The organism is Psychroflexus sp. MES1-P1E, from assembly GCF_002836055.1.
Lineage (GTDB): Bacteria > Bacteroidota > Bacteroidia > Flavobacteriales > Flavobacteriaceae > Psychroflexus.
Genome location: NZ_PJBS01000078.1, coordinates 1 through 19,783, shown reverse-complemented (window position 1 = coordinate 19,783; position 19,783 = coordinate 1). Strand labels below are relative to the sequence as shown.

General features: G+C 35.1%; 14 protein-coding genes. 2 read left to right on the top strand and 12 right to left on the bottom strand.

Annotated elements, in window-relative coordinates:
• Window positions 1-37: 37 nt before the first annotated feature.
• The 3 genes from CXF67_RS00505 to CXF67_RS00495 all read right to left on the bottom strand — a co-directional run bounded on the left by CXF67_RS00505 (window position 38) and on the right by CXF67_RS00495 (window position 3,339).
• Entirely contained in the window at window positions 38-1,414 is a 1,377-nt protein-coding gene (locus tag CXF67_RS00505) for an MATE family efflux transporter (RefSeq protein ID WP_102086957.1), read from the bottom strand.
• Window positions 1,415-2,452, bottom strand: coding sequence for a ferrochelatase (gene hemH / locus CXF67_RS00500; protein WP_102086956.1), 1,038 nt, complete (start codon window positions 2,450-2,452; stop codon window positions 1,415-1,417). It lies immediately after the preceding gene.
• A 407-nt stretch (window positions 2,453-2,859) separates the two neighbouring features.
• Entirely contained in the window at window positions 2,860-3,339 is a 480-nt protein-coding gene (locus CXF67_RS00495) for a peroxiredoxin family protein (protein ID WP_102086955.1), read from the bottom strand.
• Between the two features lie 311 nt (window positions 3,340-3,650).
• On the opposite strand from CXF67_RS00495, the gene CXF67_RS00490 reads away from it, so the two are divergent.
• Window positions 3,651-6,104 carry a ligase-associated DNA damage response DEXH box helicase gene (locus tag CXF67_RS00490; protein ID WP_102086954.1) on the top strand — a complete coding sequence of 818 codons (2,454 nt, stop codon included), beginning with the start codon at window positions 3,651-3,653 and terminating at the stop codon, window positions 6,102-6,104.
• 408 nt (window positions 6,105-6,512) lie between these two features.
• Here CXF67_RS00490 and pncA read toward each other — a convergent pair whose 3' ends face one another.
• From pncA to CXF67_RS00455, 7 genes are all read right to left on the bottom strand, one after another.
• Window positions 6,513-7,103 carry a bifunctional nicotinamidase/pyrazinamidase gene (gene pncA, locus CXF67_RS00485; protein ID WP_102086953.1) on the bottom strand — a complete coding sequence of 197 codons (591 nt, stop codon included), beginning with the start codon at window positions 7,101-7,103 and terminating at the stop codon, window positions 6,513-6,515.
• Window positions 7,100-8,512: a nicotinate phosphoribosyltransferase gene (locus tag CXF67_RS00480; RefSeq protein WP_102086952.1), complete on the bottom strand. Its 1,413-nt coding sequence runs from the start codon at window positions 8,510-8,512 to the stop codon at window positions 7,100-7,102. Before CXF67_RS00480 ends, pncA begins: the two co-directional genes overlap by 4 nt.
• Window positions 8,513-8,595: 83 nt before the next feature.
• The gene (locus tag CXF67_RS00475) at window positions 8,596-10,989 is read right to left on the bottom strand and encodes a tetratricopeptide repeat-containing sensor histidine kinase (protein WP_102086951.1); all 2,394 of its coding nucleotides are present in this window, start codon (window positions 10,987-10,989) and stop codon (window positions 8,596-8,598) included.
• A gap of 766 nt (window positions 10,990-11,755) precedes the next feature.
• Window positions 11,756-13,108 (bottom strand): undecaprenyl-phosphate glucose phosphotransferase, encoded by a 1,353-nt coding sequence (locus tag CXF67_RS00470; protein ID WP_102086950.1) that lies wholly within the window; start codon window positions 13,106-13,108, stop codon window positions 11,756-11,758.
• On the bottom strand, window positions 13,109-14,095 hold the full coding sequence (locus CXF67_RS00465) for a UDP-glucuronic acid decarboxylase family protein (protein WP_102086949.1): 987 nt from the start codon (window positions 14,093-14,095) through the stop codon (window positions 13,109-13,111).
• Between the two features lie 3 nt (window positions 14,096-14,098).
• Window positions 14,099-15,406, bottom strand: a complete 1,308-nt coding sequence (locus CXF67_RS00460) for a UDP-glucose dehydrogenase family protein (RefSeq protein ID WP_102086948.1) — start codon at window positions 15,404-15,406, stop codon at window positions 14,099-14,101.
• A gap of 23 nt (window positions 15,407-15,429) precedes the next feature.
• Window positions 15,430-16,425 (bottom strand): NAD-dependent epimerase/dehydratase family protein, encoded by a 996-nt coding sequence (locus CXF67_RS00455; RefSeq protein ID WP_102086947.1) that lies wholly within the window; start codon window positions 16,423-16,425, stop codon window positions 15,430-15,432.
• A gap of 45 nt (window positions 16,426-16,470) precedes the next feature.
• On the opposite strand from CXF67_RS00455, the gene CXF67_RS00450 reads away from it, so the two are divergent.
• Window positions 16,471-17,553: a glycosyltransferase gene (locus CXF67_RS00450; RefSeq protein WP_102086946.1), complete on the top strand. Its 1,083-nt coding sequence runs from the start codon at window positions 16,471-16,473 to the stop codon at window positions 17,551-17,553.
• Between the two features lie 639 nt (window positions 17,554-18,192).
• Here CXF67_RS00450 and CXF67_RS00445 read toward each other — a convergent pair.
• Both CXF67_RS00445 and CXF67_RS00440 read right to left on the bottom strand, forming a co-directional pair.
• Complete coding sequence (locus tag CXF67_RS00445; RefSeq protein ID WP_180957854.1) at window positions 18,193-19,083, bottom strand: IS3 family transposase; 891 nt, start codon at window positions 19,081-19,083, stop codon at window positions 18,193-18,195.
• 5 nt (window positions 19,084-19,088) lie between these two features.
• Entirely contained in the window at window positions 19,089-19,400 is a 312-nt protein-coding gene (locus tag CXF67_RS00440) for a transposase (protein WP_102086945.1), read from the bottom strand.
• Window positions 19,401-19,783 lie beyond the last annotated feature (383 nt).

Genomic DNA, 19,783 nt, shown 5'->3' with positions numbered 1-19,783 from the left:
ACAATGCATCTTGAACACATCACATTGCCATGGTTTGTTAAGTCGCCTTTATGTCTTGATTTGATTTTTCATCGACCATCAAAGTCGTTTTTACTTCTTTTCTCAAAAAGTAACCAGTGATGATTGTGGATAAAATATCTGCTAAGGGGAAGGAAATCCAAACCCCAAACTCACCGTAAAATTGAGGGAGTATCAAAATCAAAGGAATAAAAGTAAACCCCTGCCTAGACAGCGTGAGTAACAAGGCAGGACCTGCTTTCCCTATGGCTTGAAAATAGGCAGAACCTATCAATTGTAAAGCGATAACAGGAACAGCAGCAAAGACCCAACGCATAGCGCTTGGGGTATCCCTAAGAACCTGAGCATCTTGAGTAAATACCGATACAATGGTTTCTGGAAAAATCATAATGAGAGCAAAAACAATTAAAGCCACAGCCGAAGCATAACCAATAGCTTTATTTATAGTTTCTCTCAATCTACCGTATTCTTCAGCACCGTAGTTATAACTTGCAATAGGGAGAAAACCTTGGGTAACCCCCAAAACAGGGAACAGAGCAAACATGAGCATTCTTGAGATAATCGCATAGGTAGCTACTGATGATTCTCCGCCGAGATCGAATAATATATTGTTTAAAAGAAGATAGGTTACACTCACAATCGCCTGCCTAGATAGGGTTACAAAGCCTAAAGCTCCGATTTCTTTCAAAATTTCATAGTCAAAACCAAAGTCTGAAAATCGAATTTTTAATTCTGAATTTTTGGAAAGGAAAAACCATACTATATAAGACAAACATAAGATATACGATCCTGTGGTTGCCCAAGCGGCACCAAGCATTCCATAATCTAAAATATTGATAAAGACATAGTCCATAATAAGATTACCCAACGAGGGAATAATCATGGCCACCATGGCAAACTTGGGCTTACCTTCTGCTCTAATGACTGTATTTCCCATCATGGCCAAAGCCAATACAGGAACACCGTATAGCACAACTCTATAATAGATTCTTGCGGGATCAAAAATATCGCCCTTCCCACCAAAAGCGGGAATCAACTGATCGATAAAAGTTAAACCGACAACCACCATGGTAATGGTCACCAGTAAGGTAATGGTAATTTGATTTCCAAAGGTTTTGAGCGCCTTCTTATCGTTGTTTGCGCCTAAGGCTCGTGAGATAATAGACGAGCCACCAATCCCTATAGCCATACCTAAAGCCGCAATGAAGAAAGACACTGGGAGTACCACATTAATTGCAGCAATCCCAATAGAACCAACCCAGTTGCCTATAAAAATAGTGTCTACCAATATATTAAGAGACATCACCAAAATTCCAATAGAAGCAGGTACTGCTTGTTTAATAAGCAGCGTGCCAATAGGTTTAGTTGCTAATTCTTCAGAGTTAACTTTAGACATTTACGATGCTTTAGCCTTTTTATTTTGATGAGCCCATTCGTCTATCCATCGGCTAAGGGTTTTTACCCAATCTTCTCGATCGTTCAAACAGGGGATAAACTTAAAGTCGTCTCCACCAGATTCTTCAAAAATCTCACGGGCTTCCATATTGATTTCTTCTAAAGTCTCTAGGCAATCCGAGACAAAAGCTGGCGATACCACTGCTAATTTTTTGGTGCCTTCAATTCCAAGTCTTTCCACAGTTCTATCGGTATAAGGTTTTAACCAAGGGTCAAATCCTAATCGAGATTGAAACGAAGTACTAAAAGTTCCTTCTTTCAAGTTCAACATTTTAGCAACCAATCTTGTGGTTTCAAGACATTGATGCCTATAGCAAAACTGATGCGCTTTGGAAGGGGTTTGGCAGCAGGAGCCATCTACCTTGCAATGTGATTTGGTGATATCGCTTTTTCGGATATGGCGTTCTGGAATACCATGATAACTAAAAAGCAAATGATCATAATCAAATTCATCTAGCTTTTCTCCAATACTTCTTGCTAGCACCGTTGTATAATCTGGATGGTTATAAAATGGAGGCAGAGTTGTGAAACTCATGTTAGGAAAATGTTGCTGTCGCAATTCCTCCGCCAACACCATGATCGTTTCTGTAGTAGCCATCGCAAACTGAGGGTATAGAGGAATCAACAAAACTTCGTCTACGCCTTTATCATGTAACTCTTGTAAACCAGATTGAATGTTAGGTTGACCATAACGCATGGATAGAGCAATTGGAACACTGGTTTGCTCGTCTACTCCACTTTTTAAGCGCTCGGATAAGACAATAAGAGGAGACCCCTCATCCCACCAAATTTTGGCATAAGCCGCTGCTGATTTTTTGGGTCTTGTGTTGAGAACAATCCCTTTTACAAGAATAGTTCTTAAGACTTTTGGCACGTCGATGACCCGTTCATCCATCAAAAACTCACCTAAATATGTTTTTACATCTTTGGGGTCTTTAGACTTCGGAGACCCGAGATTAACCATTAATACTCCTTTCATAATTTCAATTTGAACTCATTATAATAGTAAACTTCAAAATTAGGCGTAATGATTTTAACAAAAGCTAATTTTGATAGAATGTTGTGATAGGTGTAAAAGAAAGTATGATGAGCCTATAAAAATAAGAAGAAAATAGGTTGAAGAGAGTGTCTATTTACCGTTTTCTGACCACTCCCCAGTGTCACTAACTTTACATACCTATATTGCATTTTAATTTGTCACACCAAATTCATTTTGGAATCTTATTTACAAATTTTCTTAAGCGTCTTAGATACTTTAGAAAACCCCAGAATTCATTACAGCACGACAAGTCATCTGTTTTATAATTTCTGGCTAGGTTTCACTAGATCAGTTATCAAAATTCAACTTGGAACAACTGAATTATATGGGGCGAGGTTTAAGCCCTTTTAGTTTAATTCATTTAAAAAGAGAACAACATCATCACCACCTTCAAAAACCTTTACCAGCTTATTGTTTTTATCATATAAAAAAGAAGTGGGAAAAGGGCCAACAGAAAAAGCATCGGCAAACTTATAATCATCGTCTCTTAAGATTTGAGTATTGGTTAGGCTTTGAATATTTGGAGCATATTGTTTGAAAAATTTATTGGTTTCTTCCTCCGTATTAGCAGAAACAGGATACAGCTTAACCTTCGTCTTTTTAATTTGCTCAGATTTAAGATTCAATAATTTAAAAGCTGTTTTACAATGCCCACAAGTAGGGTTGAAATAAACAAAATAGGTATAGGTGTCTTTTTCAATATCATTTTGATTAAATGCATTCCCCTCTAAAGTGAATATTTTGAAATCAGGTAATGATTCGGGATAGTCTTGTGCAATGCTGATTTGAGTGATCATTAAGCTTAAAAAAAAAATTATGTATTTCATGATATATAAATTAAAGTTCTAACTATTAAAATTAAGGCTGGATTTACACCTTTCCTAATGCAGCTTTTTTATCTGCTTTTATGTAAATAAGTTTGAATTCTTCATACTTGACATACTGCAAAATTATATGTTTTTTAGATAGTATGTTTTAGATTTGGGAGAATTTATTTCTTCTTTTATCTCCTGCTTAGCACATCAACTTTGGGTTGTTTAGTATTTCTAAACTGTTCCGCTAAGAATTTCATTTTAAATTTGATTTTGATTGGTCTCCACTAACGACTTCATTATCAATTATACTTATGTTTGTAGACATGTCAACATCACAAGACATTTCGCTATTCACCAATTGGTTTGCTTGCAAAAGCTGGACGCCTTTTGACTTTCAAACAGAAACTTGGAAAGCTTATGCTGAAGGTAAACATGGTTTATTAAATGCGCCCACAGGGAGTGGTAAAACCTACGCGTTATGGGTACCCATCCTAACCGAAATCTTAAAACTAAACCAGAATAAAACTCGAAAATCTTCCAGTTTAAAAGCGGTATGGATCACACCTCTGCGAGCTTTATCTGTTGAAATAAAGCAAGCTGCAGAGCAGTTAATTTCAGATCTTAACCTCGACATTACTATTGGAATAAGAACTGGAGATACCTCTCAAAGTGAACGCGCAAAGCAAAAGCGAAAAATGCCAGATCTTCTGGTGACTACGCCAGAAAGCTTACAACTCCTACTGGCTTCCAAAAACTACCCCAAGACCTTTCAAGATTGCCAAGCGGTGGTTGTTGACGAATGGCATGAGCTTTTAGGAACCAAACGCGGAGTGCAAATGGAATTGGCACTTTCCCGACTTAAAACTATCAGTTCCAAATTGAGGGTTTGGGGAATTTCCGCTACCATAGGCAACCTAGAGCAAGCTCGAGAAGTATTGCTGGGTGTAGATCCAAAAGTCTTAAAAAATTCAACACTCATCAAAGCCGATCTTCAAAAAAATATAGAAGTCAAGAGTATTATCCCCGAAACCATGGAGAAGTTCCCCTGGAGAGGGCACTTGGGACTCCATCTTCTCGAAGAAATCATTCCCATCATCAAAGCTTCCAAAACAACTCTTCTCTTTACGAATACCCGCTCACAGTGTGAAATTTGGTTTCAAAAAATTTTGGAAAAGCATCCAGAATTTGCTGGCGAGTTGGCCATGCATCACGGAAGTATCAATAAAGACACTCGCCTTTGGGTAGAACAAGCTATACGTAATGAAAGTCTCAAAGCGGTGGTCTGCACCTCCAGCCTCGACCTTGGCGTTGACTTTGCACCAGTAGAAACCATCATACAAATTGGAGGTCCTAAGGGTGTTGCCAGATTTCTGCAACGTGCAGGAAGGAGTGGTCACCAACCCGGCAAGACGAGCGTAATTTATTTCTTACCTACTCACGCCATTGAATTGATAGAAGCCTCTGCCCTTAAAAAAGCTGTAGAATCCAAAATCGTAGAAGATCGCTTGCCCTACCTCAACAGTTTTGATGTATTGGTCCAGTACTTAACCACTCTAGCAGTGTCAGATGGATTCTATCCTGAAGCTATCTTACCTGAAATACAATCGACATTTTGTTTCCAAACCCTCACTGAAGACCAATGGTCTTGGGCACTCAACTTTATTACTAAAGGAGGTGAAGCTTTAAAAACCTATGACGAATATCGAAAAGTAGAGATTGAAGAGGACGGCTTGTTTAAAGTGAATCGCAAAGCAATTGCCATGCGACATCGACTGCAAATTGGAACCATCGTAAGTGATGCTGTTCTCACGGTTAAATATATAACTGGTGGATTTATTGGCTCTATAGAAGAGTGGTTTATCTCCAAATTAAAACCTGGTGATGTATTTACTTTTGCTGGCAGAAACCTTGAGCTGGTCCGCATCAAGCAAATGCAAGTCTTGGTAAGAAAATCCAAATCTAAAACCTCTAAAATACCAAGTTGGATGGGAGGTCGACTTACACTCACTTCACAAATGAGTGAATTGTTGAGGGAGGAACTTTATAACCAAGATGCGACTGATAAAAGTCCTGAACTGATAGCTTTGGAACCTATTTTTGAACGGCAACGCTTAGAATCTATCGTCCCTAGACCCAATGAATTTCTGATTGAAACTTTTAAAACCCGAGATGGTTTTCATCATATTTTTTATCCCTTCGAAGGCCGCTTTGTTCATGAAGCTATGGGGAGTTTGCTGGCATATCGCATCAGTTTATTATCCCCTATTTCATTTTCGTTGGCCTTTAACGATTATGGGTTTGAGCTTTTATCCGATCAGCCAGTCAACATGCAAGATGTATTGGATAATAATTTATTTACTGCAGATTATCTTCTAGACGATTTGTCTAAAAGTCTAAATGCCACTGAAATGGCTAGGAGAAAATTTAGAGATATCGCCGTTATTTCTGGTTTGGTATTTACAGGTTATCCTAACAAACTGATAAAGAACAAGCACTTACAATCCAGCTCTCAGTTAATTTTTGATGTTTTTAAAGACTATGATGGTAATAACCCACTTTACCAACAGGCGTTTACAGAAACCTTTGAGCACTCACTGGAACAGGGGCGTTTACAAAAAGCGCTAGAACGTATTGCTAAACAAGATATCGTCTGGAAATCATGCCAGAAAGCTACCCCCTTTTCCTTCCCTATTATCACAGACCGTTTAAGGGAAAAATTGTCTTCTGAAAAATTAAACGATAGAATTCAAAAAATGATAAAAAAGCTTCAAAAGTAGAAGTTGAGAGGTGAGTTAAATAAGTAATCGTATAGTCGTTTTCTGTTTATTGTTAACTGTTTTCCTTTTAAGGCAAGACAAAACTCTTTTTGCTTATTGTTTTTTTGCTTTCGGGTATAAATTAAAAGTAATTTATACCCGAGGCGCTGGATAATACCTGACACTTCGAGTGTCTCGATGACCCATCGGGATGTATCGAGAAGTATTTAAAAGTGAGAGATATCAACCGATTCTCGGTACAGTTTTATTGCGTAACACTTCATAAAATCACTCGAACTGACACGTATAGCATTATAAATTTAATTTGGTATTAGAACTTTGCAACCGAGGCGCTGGATAGAGTGACCATCAATATCTAAGCTGAATGTCGCTAGATAGTTAAACTAGCAGCAGTAAATTCAACATAAATTATAGAAATACAACCCCTTCTGCTTTCAATTCTTCTTTTTGCTGATCGAATCTCTCTTGGTCCAGGGCTTTAGTTGCTTTCTCTAAAACCCTTACTTGAAAGCCTTCGGTGAGGGCATCTTTGATCGTAAAATACACGCAAATATCGCCAGCCAACCCACAGATGTCTATGGTTGTGCAGCCTTTATCTTTGAGATATCCTGCAAGACCAGTGGATTTTGTGTGGTGATTGTCGTAAAAGGCGCTGTAACTATCAATTTTGGGATCGGTCCCTTTCCGAAAAATTGCTTCGATGCAGTTGGTTCTCATGTTGGGATGAAATTCTGCACCTTTATCTCCCTGCACGCAATGGTCTGGCCATAAAGTTTGCCGATAGCCATCGATGTCTCTTTTTTGGAATGGCTTGTAATTGTCGTGATTGGAGGCGAAACTTATATGGTGTTGTGGGTGCCAATCTTGAGTTGCTACAACCAAGTTATATTGAGGCTGGACTAAATTGATATGAGATACAATTTGATTCCCATTTTCCACCGCTAGGCCTCCACTTGGCATAAAATCTAGCTGAGCATCGACGATAAGTAAGGTTTTCATGAGTTTATATTTTTATAGTGATTTCTCAATTGATCTCGCTCTTCCAAAAGTTGATTGGATAGTCCAATTTTATAGATATGTGGATTTTGGAATCTTTGGAATTCCTCAGTAAATTCAGCAAGTCTATTTCTGGAATACGTCTTTATTTCTGTAAGGGTTTTAGGGGCATATAGGCGCTTTCCATTCTCCATGACAGGATGCAACAAAGCTTCTGAACTGCAATTGCTAAAGGTGATGGATTTAGACTGATCAAAAGGATGATTCATGTGAAGAGCCTCAGTCTCTTCTCTTAAGGTGACAGCATCTGCTCCTGAAAGTTCTCCTTTAGAATTTCTCATTCTATAAACTTGCTTTTTGTGAGGCATCGTCAATTTTGCCAAGTTTTCCGAAAGCTTTATCCTGGGTTTGCCATTAGCGAAGGCAAGTTTGTAAACTCCGTCTAAAGCAGCATCGGGATCTCCTATAACCAGATTGGTCCCCACACCAAAAACATCAATCGGTCCTTTTTGTTCTTTTAAACTTTTGATAACGTACTCATCTAGTTGGTTGGATGCGGCGATCTTTACCTCATGAAGTCCAGCCTCATCTAAAGCTTTTCTACATTTTTTGGCGAGATAAGACAAATCCCCACTGTCTAGACGAATCCCTTTAAGGCTTTCGCCTCTGGATTCCATTTCCTTACCAACTTTAATAGCGTTGAGCAATCCACTTTTAAGAGTATCATAAGTGTCGATAAGCAATACGGTGGTGTTGGGGTGGCTTTGGGCAAAATCCCGAAAGGCGGTTAGTTCCTCATCGTAACTTTGGACAAAAGAATGAGCCATCGTCCCAGAAATAGGGATGTTAAAATCCTTACCTGCCGCCACATTACTTGTGGCCTCAAAACCTCCTATAAATGCCGCTCGAGACGCATGATAGGACCCTGTACCTTGAGCTCTTCGCATTCCAAAATCGATAAGCATAGCATCTGCAGCAGACTTTCTTATTCGACTTGCTTTGGTAGCGATAAGCGTTTGAAAGTTTAGTATGTTCAATAGAAGGGTTTCTACGAGCTGCGCCTCGACCATATTCCCTTCCACTTGAAGGACTGGTCGTGTTGGAAACACAATATCACCTTCGCTAGTACTGGTGAGAGTCCCTTGAAATTTAAAATCTTTGAGATACTCAATAAATTCACGATCTAAACCTTGGTCTTTGAGGTAATCTAAGTCTGAAGTAGAAAACTGAAAGTCTTCTAGAATTTCTAGCACGGTCTCTAAACCTGCAAAGATCGCATAGCCGCCTTCAAAAGGAAGTTTTCTAAAAAAATAATCAAAAATTGCTTTGTGTTTGTGTTTGCCTTTTTGGAAGTAAACTTGCGCCATACTTATTTGGTACAAATCTGTATAGGTCGCTGTGAAGTTTTGCATGGCACTTAGGTTTCTTCAAATTTAAGAATTGAAGACGTCGTAAACTCAAGAGATGTTATAAATAATTGCTAAAACAAATGGGGTTATTGTTCTTTTGGTTGGTTGGGGACTTCAAAACATATGCGTGTTCCTTTTCCTTCTTCAGAGAAATCTACCCAAATGCTTCCTCCATTTTCTTCAATAAATGTTTTGCACAACACGGTGCCGACTCCTTTCCCTTTTTCTTTTTTGGTACCTAGAGAAGAAGTAATAGAACTATTGCTAAACAAGTGCTTAGCCACTTCGCTTGTCATCCCTACACCAGTGTCTTGAACACAAATCCTGTCATATTTTTCGAAATGTGTCGCTGAAATTGAAATCTTATCTTCAGCATTACAAAATTTAATAGCATTAGAAATTAAGTTTCTTACCACTAATTTTAAGGTATTGATGTCTATATAAATTTTAAAATCCTCGGTTATATTATTTTCAAATTGGATATTTTTATCTTTTAAGGGAGAATAAAACAAATCGTAAAGACTATTGACTTCTGGCTTTAAAAGAAATGTAGATTTTTCAACTTGTGCCTTATTTAAGGTTTCACTTGCCCAATTGAGTAGGTTATCAATAAGCAATCGAGTAGAACTTATATTTTTATTGATTTCCGGAAGCCAGTCTTTAAATTCCTCATCAGAAATTTGTTGTGCTGCATACATATCAAATATTTGACTCAGGCTATTAACAGGGCTTCTAAGGTCGTGAGAAATAATCGAGAAGAGTTTATTTTTCTGAAGATTGGACTCCTTTAGTTTCAGGTTTTTAAGTTCGATCTCATTATTCTTCTGACTGAGAAGATCATTGGCTTTAGTTTTATTTTTTTTGATTTTAAGTAGTAACACTACAACTATAATTAGCGCTAAAAAAGCAAAGGCTAAGACTAAAATTAAGGTTTCTCTTTGGTTAACTTTTACTTCATTTTCTAATTGTTGATTTAGCTTCTCTAGTTCAAGTTGCTCTTTGAGACTTTTAAATCCTAACTCTGCTTCTAGTATACCAAGAGCCTTACTTTTTTCATCATTGAACAAGCTATCTTTTAGCTTATCATGTACTTCAAGGTACTCTAGAGCATCCTGAGCTTTGCCGTCTGATTTGGAAATGTTATAAAGAAGTTTTGCAGCAGTAGATTCTTCTGGTAGTGCTTTAATTTCTTTGGATATTGTAAAAGCTTTTGAAGCAAAATAATAGGCAGAGTCGAGTTTATTTTCCTTTAAGTAAACTTCCCCAAGCCCATTGTAAATAAACAAACTAGAATATTGATCTTCTAGTTCTTCAGCGATAGATCTAGACTCTACATAAAAGGCTTTTGCTTTTGGTAAATTATTAAGCTTAAAATGATTATGTGCAATATTGAATAAATTATTCACGATGTAGCTTTTGCTCCCTAGCTCCCTAAATATATTTAAAGAGGAGTCTAAAGATTTAAGTGCAACCTCATATTTTTTTTGTTTGGTCTGAATTAATGATAGATTTATTAATAAACTTGCGTACGTAATTTTATCTATATCTTTAATTATTGATACAGCTCTTTTATATAAAGAGGCGGCTTTGTCATCATCGTTGATATTGAGATAAGTATTGGCAAGATTGTTGAGAATAATGCCTTGTAGGCGAGGATTATTCATTTTCTCAGCAGAAGTTAAAGCATTTTCAAAATAAGTTATAGACTCTAGGTATTTTCCTTGTTTTCTAGAAATGTTTGCAAGATTGTTATACATTCCACAAATAAGCTTTTCATTTTTCAGCTGTTTAAATAGACTAAGACTTTCAGTTAGCTTTTGGATAGCCTCATCAAAATCTCCTTTTTTCTCTGCCATTAGTCCTTCTCCACTAAAAATCCTTGCTCTAGAATCCAAATTATTTAATTTAATATTGAATTTTTTGGCTTTCGCAAAGGCTTCTAAAGCTTGATCAAAATCACCAAGACCTTGATAAACATTACCGCTGTTAATTAAATTTTCAATAACACCTTGTTGGTTGTTTGCTTTTTGATAATAGGTAATCGATAAACGAAACTTTTCTAAAGCTTTTTTGCTGTCTCCTTGATCTTTTGAGAGTACTCCATAGTTTTGGTAAGCTTTTGCAAGTTCTAAATTATCTTCTATTTCTTCAAACAATTGAATAGCTTTCTCTATTTTGTTTATACTTTCAGCCTGATTTCCTGCGTAGAAATAATAAATAGATTTATTTTTTAGAGCTATGCCTTTTCCTTTAAGAAAGCCGATTTTAGAGGATAAATTAAATGCTTTTTGAGAATATGGAAGAATACTATCATAGCTTACATTTATAAATTCTGTAGCTATTTGATTTAAAATAGAGATTCTAGTAGTGTCCACCTTAGTGTAGGATAATTTTGTTTTTAAGCTATCGATCTTTGGTTTATTTGCTAAAGACAGTAGGTTAAAAAACAAACAAAAAAGGACTGGAATTACGAATTTCATTGACTATTTTCCTTTAAGCAAGATACTTTTTTTAAATTAATATTCTATTAACAAGATTCATATTTTGTAACCAAAATACATCCAGCATGATAAAAAAGATAAAATTTGAACTTTTTTATCAATTTCCACTGGTATTTGACAGGGCTTTTTTATCTATTGACAATGGATTTTTCCTGCGCCCTAAATAATGTAAATTTTATTTATAAAAAAACTTCAACGATGAGTCAATATCCTCTCGCTTACGAATAAGAAGCATTAATATTTTTCCTAAAATTCCTTACCAATATCAGCCGTTAGGCAACTTGTAGATTTTAACTTTAAAATACCTAATACTTACAAGATTCCTTTTCAATAACGGTGTTGTCAAAACAGATATAATTGAAGTCCTCGTCTGATATAATCGTTTATAGGAGACAAAACGAATCTATAGCTTTATGATTTCAGCAATTCAAAAAAATATTTTAAATACAATCCTGACTAAATATCAGTTGCCTGACGAAAAGCAGGACATCTTTCTTAGGTCTTCTTATTAATCATACTATTTCTAGTGAATACTGGATCTCTATTTTGGCACCACTAAACAGGTTTTGCTCTATGGTCTTTTTCAGGTAAAGCTTGAATAATATTAAAATATGAACCTGTAGAGGAATCCTCTGCAAGGATATGTTTGCAATTTTGAAAAGTTTATTTTGAACGTAAGTTATAGTTTCTTCTACACCTTTTTCAGCATTGTTGACTGGAGTAACAGTATATACTATATCTTTCGTTAATACGCTTTTTTTTCACCTTTAATAGCATTTAAAACCGTTTGAATCACAATTTTTAAATCTAGCAACAAAGACCAGTTTTCTAGATAAAAAATATCGTATTTTACTCTATTTATGATGTCTTGATCAGTTTCTACCTCTCCTCTATAACCGCTTACTTGAGCCAACCCTGTGATCCCTGGTTTAATAAAGTGTCTTACCATAAATTTATCTACATTTTCAGCATACATATGCGTATGACTTACCATGTGAGGACGTGGGCCCACTACACTCATATCTCCCAGCAGAACGTTGTAAAATTGAGGCAATTCATCAAAACTAGTCTTACGTAATAAACGACCTACTTTGGTAATGCGCTTATCGTTTTTACTCACTTGATGCAAATCAGCTTGCGGATTAGGCTTCATAGATCTAAATTTAAAACAATAAAATTCTTTATAATCTAATCCGTTACGCTTCTGTTTAAAAAATACAGGTCCTTTACTCTCTATCTTTATAATGATAGCTAACAAAGGAGTTAACCAAGACAAAATAAAAACAAGAACCAACAAGCCAATAATAATATCAAGAGAACGCTTTATAAACTTGTTTAGTAGATTGTCAAAGGGAATTTTTCTAAGAGATAGAATAGGTAAAAAGCCGTAATACTCATAGTTGAGCTTTCTAGAATAGATATCTTTATTATCTGGTAAAAACTTGAGGACTTTAAGGTTATTGTCTGCAAAATCTACAATTTGATTGAGTTGTATGTTGTCAACTTCAGCCATTGAACAATAGATTTCATCAACTTTATTTTTTAGGATATAATCATAAACATGGGATAATTGAGTTTTTGAATTGTCTAAATTAAATACCTTTAAGCATTTGTAGCCATACTCTGGAGTTATTTCAAAAAATTCATTGAGTTGTCTTGTTCTTAAAGAATCTCCAATAATAACAGTAACTCTATAGTTACCTCCAAGGTCTTTTCGATATCTCTTAAGCAGATGATGCACTGTAATCTTAATGAATAAAATAAGACCAAACGATTTTGCTAAATAGAGGAAAATCCTGTTGGACTCTCGCCCATATTCGAAATAATAGCCAAAAAAAGCAAAAACAATTAAAGTAAAAATGATCGCTTGTAAAAAGGTAAGTGAAACTAATTTAGTGACTTTAGTATATCTATAGATCTCGTAGAAATTGGATTTTATAGAAAGCAAAATCCAAGTGATTATGATGTAAGAAAAAAATGTGGCATTAACAACAGGGTCAAAATTGAATTGAGCCGCAAAAAAGAGAAGCACTACAGTATCTATGAAGTAAGATGCAGGTCTTATATAGGTTGAATAACGCCCTGTTTTACTTGCCATTTATTTCCTGTTATGAGAGGTGAAATCTTTATGTTCACTCTTTTTCAACTCGTTTTCACTTAAAGATTTGAAGTAATCATATGTAAGACGCATTCCTTCTTTCCTATCTACTTTTGGCTCCCAACCCAAAATGGTTTTAGCTTTAGTAATATCAGGTTGTCGCTGCATAGGATCGTCTTTTGGCAAAGGTTTAAAAATTATTTTCTGTTGAGTTCCTGTTAGTTTAATGATTTCTTGAACAAAGTCTAAAATTGATATTTCATAAGGATTTCCAATATTTACAGGCTCTACATAATCGCTCATCAATAAGCTGTAAATTCCTTCTATTTGGTCATCTACGTAACAGAAAGAACGGGTCTGAGAACCGTCTCCAAAGACAGTAAGATCTTCTCCCCGTAAAGCTTGCCCAATAAATGCTGGAATAACTCTACCATCATTTAAACGCATGCGAGGACCGTAAGTATTGAATATACGAACAATTCTAGTTTCTAACCCATGAAACCTGTGATAAGCCATGGTCATAGATTCTTGAAACCGTTTCGCTTCATCATAAACCCCTCTAGGTCCAATGGTATTGACATTTCCATAATACTCCTCTGTTTGAGGGTGGACAAGAGGATCACCATACACTTCACTAGTGGAAGCAATCAAAAGTCTAGCTCCTTTAGCTTTAGCTAAACCTAACAAATTATGAGTCCCTAAAGAACCCACTTTCAAGGTTTGGATAGGAATTTTTAAATAATCAATTGGACTCGCTGGAGAGGCAAAATGAAGAATATAATCTAAGTCTCCAGGGATATGCACAAATTTGCTCACATCATGATGATAAAATTCGAAGGTATCGAGTTTAAAAAGGTGTTCTATGTTTTTTAGATCACCAGTGATAAGATTATCCATGCCAATAACCTTAAAACCTTCCTTTATAAATTTATCACAGAGGTGAGACCCTAAGAATCCTGCAGCACCTGTTATTAAAACTTTTTTCATCAATTATACTTTTTGTCTTCCTATTGAAATGTAATGAATCCCTTGCTTAGCCAGCTCCACCGTTGGGTATAAGTTTCTTCCATCAAATATAACGGGGTTTTTTAGATTGGACTTTAATAAATTATAATTTGGAGTTCTAAAGATACTCCATTCTGTACAAATGAGTAGTGCATCAGCGCCCTCTGTAACCTCATACATATCCTTTCCATACTGTAACTTATCCCCATATTTTTCTTTTACGTTGTCCATGGCTTCTGGATCAAAAGCCTTTAGTTTAGCACCGGCTTCCAAAAGTTTATCGATCATATATAAAGCAGGAGCTTCTCGAATATCATCCGTTTCAGGCTTAAAGGCTAGGCCCCAAATAGCGATGGTTTTTCCTTCCAAAGTATCATCAAAATAAGTAGAAACTTCTGGAAAAAGAATTGTTTTTTGGTGTTCATTGACTTCAACCACAGCCTCCAAAATTTTGAAATCGTAGTTGATATCCTTGCCCGATTTGTGAAGTGCCTTTACATCCTTAGGGAAACAGGAGCCACCATAACCGATCCCTGGAAATAGAAATCGTTTCCCAATTCTAGAATCGGTTCCCATCCCTATTCTTACCTTATCAACATCGGCTCCTACCTTTTGACAGTAGTTCGCGATTTCGTTCATAAAAGTAATTTTGGTTGCTAAAAAGGAGTTCGAAGCATATTTAGTTAATTCTGCTGACTTCTCATCCATAATGATAATGGGGTTACCAGACCTCACAAAAGGCTGATAAAGCATTTGCATAACCTCAATAGCTTTTTCACTGCTGGATCCTATAACAATACGTTCTGGTTTTAAAAAATCATCGACGGCAAAACCTTCCCTTAGAAATTCTGGATTAGAAACCACATCAAAATCAGTTTTACAACTCTTTTCTATAGTTGATTTTACCAAATCTGCTGTTCCAACAGGAACTGTACTTTTATCAACAATGACCTTATAGGATGTAATGTATTCTCCTATTTCTTTGGCTACTCCCAAAACATATTTTAGGTCGGCGGAACCGTCTTCATTTTCTGGAGTTGGTAAGGCTAAAAAAATAACCTCTCCAAAATCCAAACCTTCTTTCAAATTGGTTGTGAAATTGAGTCGACCTGCTTTGATATTTCTTTCGAATAACACGTCCAAATGCGGCTCGTAGATAGGCACTATACCCGCTTTCATTTGCTTTACTTTATTTTTATCGATGTCAACACATAAGACATCGTTTCCATTTTCCGCTAAACACGTTCCAGTGACTAGGCCTACATAGCCTGTGCCTATTACAGCTATTTTCATATATTAGTTTAATTAGTTATTCATTATAAAAAATCATTTGGAGCGTTTTGTTCCCAGTGTATCAAAGACTTTTCTAAGGGATACCTAAATTGAAATCCGTTATCTATTAAATATTTAGGATAAATATTTGTAGGAAAGCCTGCTTTTTTAACTCTAACAGGGTGGATGTTCGTCTTTTTACCAAAAATTTTAAATATATTTCCAATAAAAAACGACATTGGAAGTAAGAGGCTAATGGGTACCAAAAAAATGGGCTTTTTGTAGTTAAATCGCTTTTTTATGATTTCCCCCATTTCCTTCAAATTCTCAATAGGATTTTCAGCATAATTATATATAATGATCTTTTCATCCCTTTCCATTACAAATAAAATACTTTCAACTAATCCATAAACATATCCATAAGCCTTTTTAACCTTACCGTTTCCTGGTATTACAAAACTTCCTTTCCTTATTGCCTTTACCATTCTATAAACATTTCCTGGATCTTTTGGGCCGTATATAACGCTTGGTCTTACTATTATTACTCTTCTGTCTTTTTGACTGTTTGCCCAATTTTGATGGAACAATTCTGCCATTGCTTTAGATATTCCATAGGGAGTTTCGGGGTATAATGGTGATTTTTCTGTTCTTTGGTCTAAAGAAGGGCCATAGGGAGCTATACTGCTAGTAAAAAATAAATTTTTAATACCTGTAGTTTCTAAAAAGGAGTTGATATTGTTAGCTCCACTTATATTGGTGTCGAAATATTCCTTTTGCTCATGACCTGGCTCTCTATGGATGGCCGCTAAATTGAAAACCCAGGAATCATTGATATTAATGTCTAAATTTGGTATATCAATAGGCTTTCTAACGTCTACTAAATTAAAAACAATCAATCCTTTTTCTATTTCGGAATCAAATCCTATTAATTCTTTTACATCGTACACATAATAACGGTCAAAAGTCTTGGATTCTAAAAAACCTTTTAATAAAAAATGAGAAATATAACCTGACCCCCCGAATAAAAAAACTATTTTCATTATTTACTTTAAATTGATCTCAAAAATAGGCTTAATTTTGCTCTTATGAAAGAATTAAAAGTACTGCATATCTCAGAAACATTTGCAGCTGGTGTTTATACTTATATAAAAGATATCTGCCAATTTTTAGAGCCTATCAATGGAGTTAAAACCTATGTGATATATAGTTCAAAAAGAAAGGATACCAACCCCGAAAAATTTGAACGCGACTTTTCTACTTCCACCACTTTAATAGAAATAGAGATGTTTAGGGAAATATCTCCTTTAAAAGATTTTAAAGCTCTTCTAAAAATAGCAAAAAAAATTAAAGAAATAAAGCCCGATGTTATTCACTTGCACTCATCGAAAGCAGGAATTATTGGGCGCATAGCTTCAAAAGCATATTCTAAAGCGAATATTTACTATACTCCCAACGGGTATTCTTTTGTAAGGGAAGACATTTCCGATAGGAAAAAAAGGATGTTTAGAACTATTGAAAAATATATAACTATTTATTTTGGAGGTGTAACAATCGCTTGTGGAGATACGGAATATGAACATGCTAAAAAAATTGGTGAATCGCTATTGGTCAGAAATGGCGTGAACATTAACGACGTTTATTCTTTTAAAAAAACGATGCCCAACAAAGTATTTACAATTGGCACCGTAGGTAGGTTAAGTTCCCAAAAAAACCCAAAATTGTTTAATGAAATTGCGGAAAGATTTCCAGAAATCAACTTCATCTGGATTGGCGATGGAGAACTTAAGCATGAAATCACTTCCAAAAACATAGAGATTAAAGGTTGGATGCCTAGAGAAAAAGTTTTAGAACTGGTTAGCTCGTTTGATATTTATATTCAAACATCGTTGTGGGAAGGACTCCCTTTTACTATAATTGAAGCCATGGTTTTAGAAAAACCTATAATCGCAAAAAATGTTATTGGAAACAAAGACGCGGTTAAAAAAGGATATAATGGCTTTTTATGTACTTCTTTAGAAGAATTTATAACATCCATAAATATTTTAAAACAAAATAAGAAATTGACCAAGGAAATGGAAATTCATTCCGGTGTAAGAGCCAAGGACCTTTTTGATAGAGATAAAAATTTCAAACTGCTTTATCAAATATATAAATCTAAATTAGAATGAAATAAATTGGTAAATTTAGGTTAGATCAGAAAATTTAATGAGTGATTTAAGAATTATCAATCTTATTGAGATTTTTAAAGATTGTTTTGACGGTATTTGCTGGATTCAATTAATCTACTTTCTAAAATAAGTTAAAAAAAAATGCTGAAGAATTCCTTTTTGCTTCTGTACTATGTAATCGATTAAAAAAGGAGTTACCATTATTATAACCAGAAGAAAAACATCAGATTTCGTTTTAAAACTTTGTACTAATCCTAGAAAAACATCTAAATTAAAACAAACAATCCTATAAAACAGCTGTTGAGCAAGGTTATTGAATACTGATTATGTGAGTTTAACCCCTTCAATTTCGTCGTAACCTATTTTCTTATAAATTGCAATTTAAGTGTTTATTGACCCCAATGACTCATAACCAATGACAAAATTGCAGCCGTTTTCTAATGCATTTAATCAGATAAACATAAGGTATGTCTTATTTTTACACTGTAGTAATTTCCGTCTATTTTAGAAACTTGGTCTTTGGTTTTAAATCCAATTTTATTTAACGAATCCAAAAACTTGTCAGTTACGTACTTACTGCTTTTTATTGATGTTTTAACCCCTATAAAAAAAACTAATCTTTTAAATTTCGATTATTAATTAAGCTGTTAATTTTTTCATTAGTAGTAGATGTTTATCTGCATTCCATTTTTCCATTGGTGTTATGCGTCCCAACAAACCGTAAAGCCTTCTATTGTTATAAAATTTCACGTAGCGTTTTAATATTTGTTCTATTTCTCCAAAGTGTTGATAATCAACCCTCTTAAACACTTCTTTTTTTAATATCCCGTGATAGGCCTCAATGTGTGCATTCTCCTCTGGTGTTGCTATGTGGGTAAACTCTTGTTGAACTCCTATTAGACCTAGATACTCGCGTACTTTTCTTGCAATAAATTGGCTGCTATTATCACTTCTAATAACCACATTATTAGGATAATCGTAATTATCAAACAGCTCGGACAGTAGCGCTATAACGTGACTTTGTTTGATATTAAAGGAAAAATAGTCCTTCAATATTTTACGTGTGTGAACGTCAATAACAGAGAGCAGATAGGCGTTTTTACCCACACTTGGTATCCAGACCATTTTTATATCCATCTCTAGGCATTCTAGCGGTCTAGAAGTGTAAACCTTTCTAAACTTTACAAATTTACGTCCAGAACCACTTCTATCTATCCTATTATCAAGCTTCAATAGACCTTCTTCCTTCATAATTCTATAGAGCTTTTTATGGTTGATAGTATAACCATCTCTAGTCAAATAGCTGGTCATCAATCGATATCCACAATCTATAAATTCGTGGCTCAGAATATCCTTCACCGAAGCTACAACAGTATCCTGAGACACCAAGCCATTGTTTTTGTGAAAGGTTTTTTTGGAAGGTTTATTACCTTTTTTCCCACCAATAGGGACTCTATAATAACTACTATGCACCATACCTACTATCTTAATGATCTTAGCTTTACTGATGTTGTATCTAAGAAAGGTCACATCTACTAAATCTTTCTTGGATCGGACGTCCCAAACTTTTTTTTTAAAAGCTCTCGCTGCACTTCTAACTCGATCTCTCTATCGCTGAGTAACTTTCGTAGAACTCGATTCTCCTCTTGAGATTCCTTGAGTTCTTTACTGTTAGTGGCATAGGTGACTTTTAAGCCTGCTGCTCCTTTGAGCTCAAACTTGTTCTTCCAACTATAAAATGTGCCAGTACTTAAGCTGTATTTACGGCGGACTTCAACAATACGTATTTCTTCGGAAACTGATAGTATTTCTAACTTCTGCTCTAAGGTCCATTTCTTGTATTTCATATCTCAAATATATTAGTTTTGAAATTTAAAATATCTGTCCGAACTTATTGGGAGCTAAAGTAATTAACGCAACACTGGTTATCAAGAAAACAAACAGGAACAAGAACATTTTAGATTCAATATGAAATAATAAATGAGATTGTACTAAAAAAAACTCCCATTAATACGAGTTGGATATCTTCCTTTTTAACCTTCAAACCTCTAACATTAATTTAATGTTAGAGGTTTGAAGGTCTACCTACCGAACAAATATAATTATCCAGCCAAGTTTTTGAAATACTCAATTTTGGTATATTATTTATGGGTTAAATTGAATTTGATAAGACTACAACTTTATTCTCTAAATATCCAACCCTTTTGATGGCTCTATTCTTTTCTGAGTT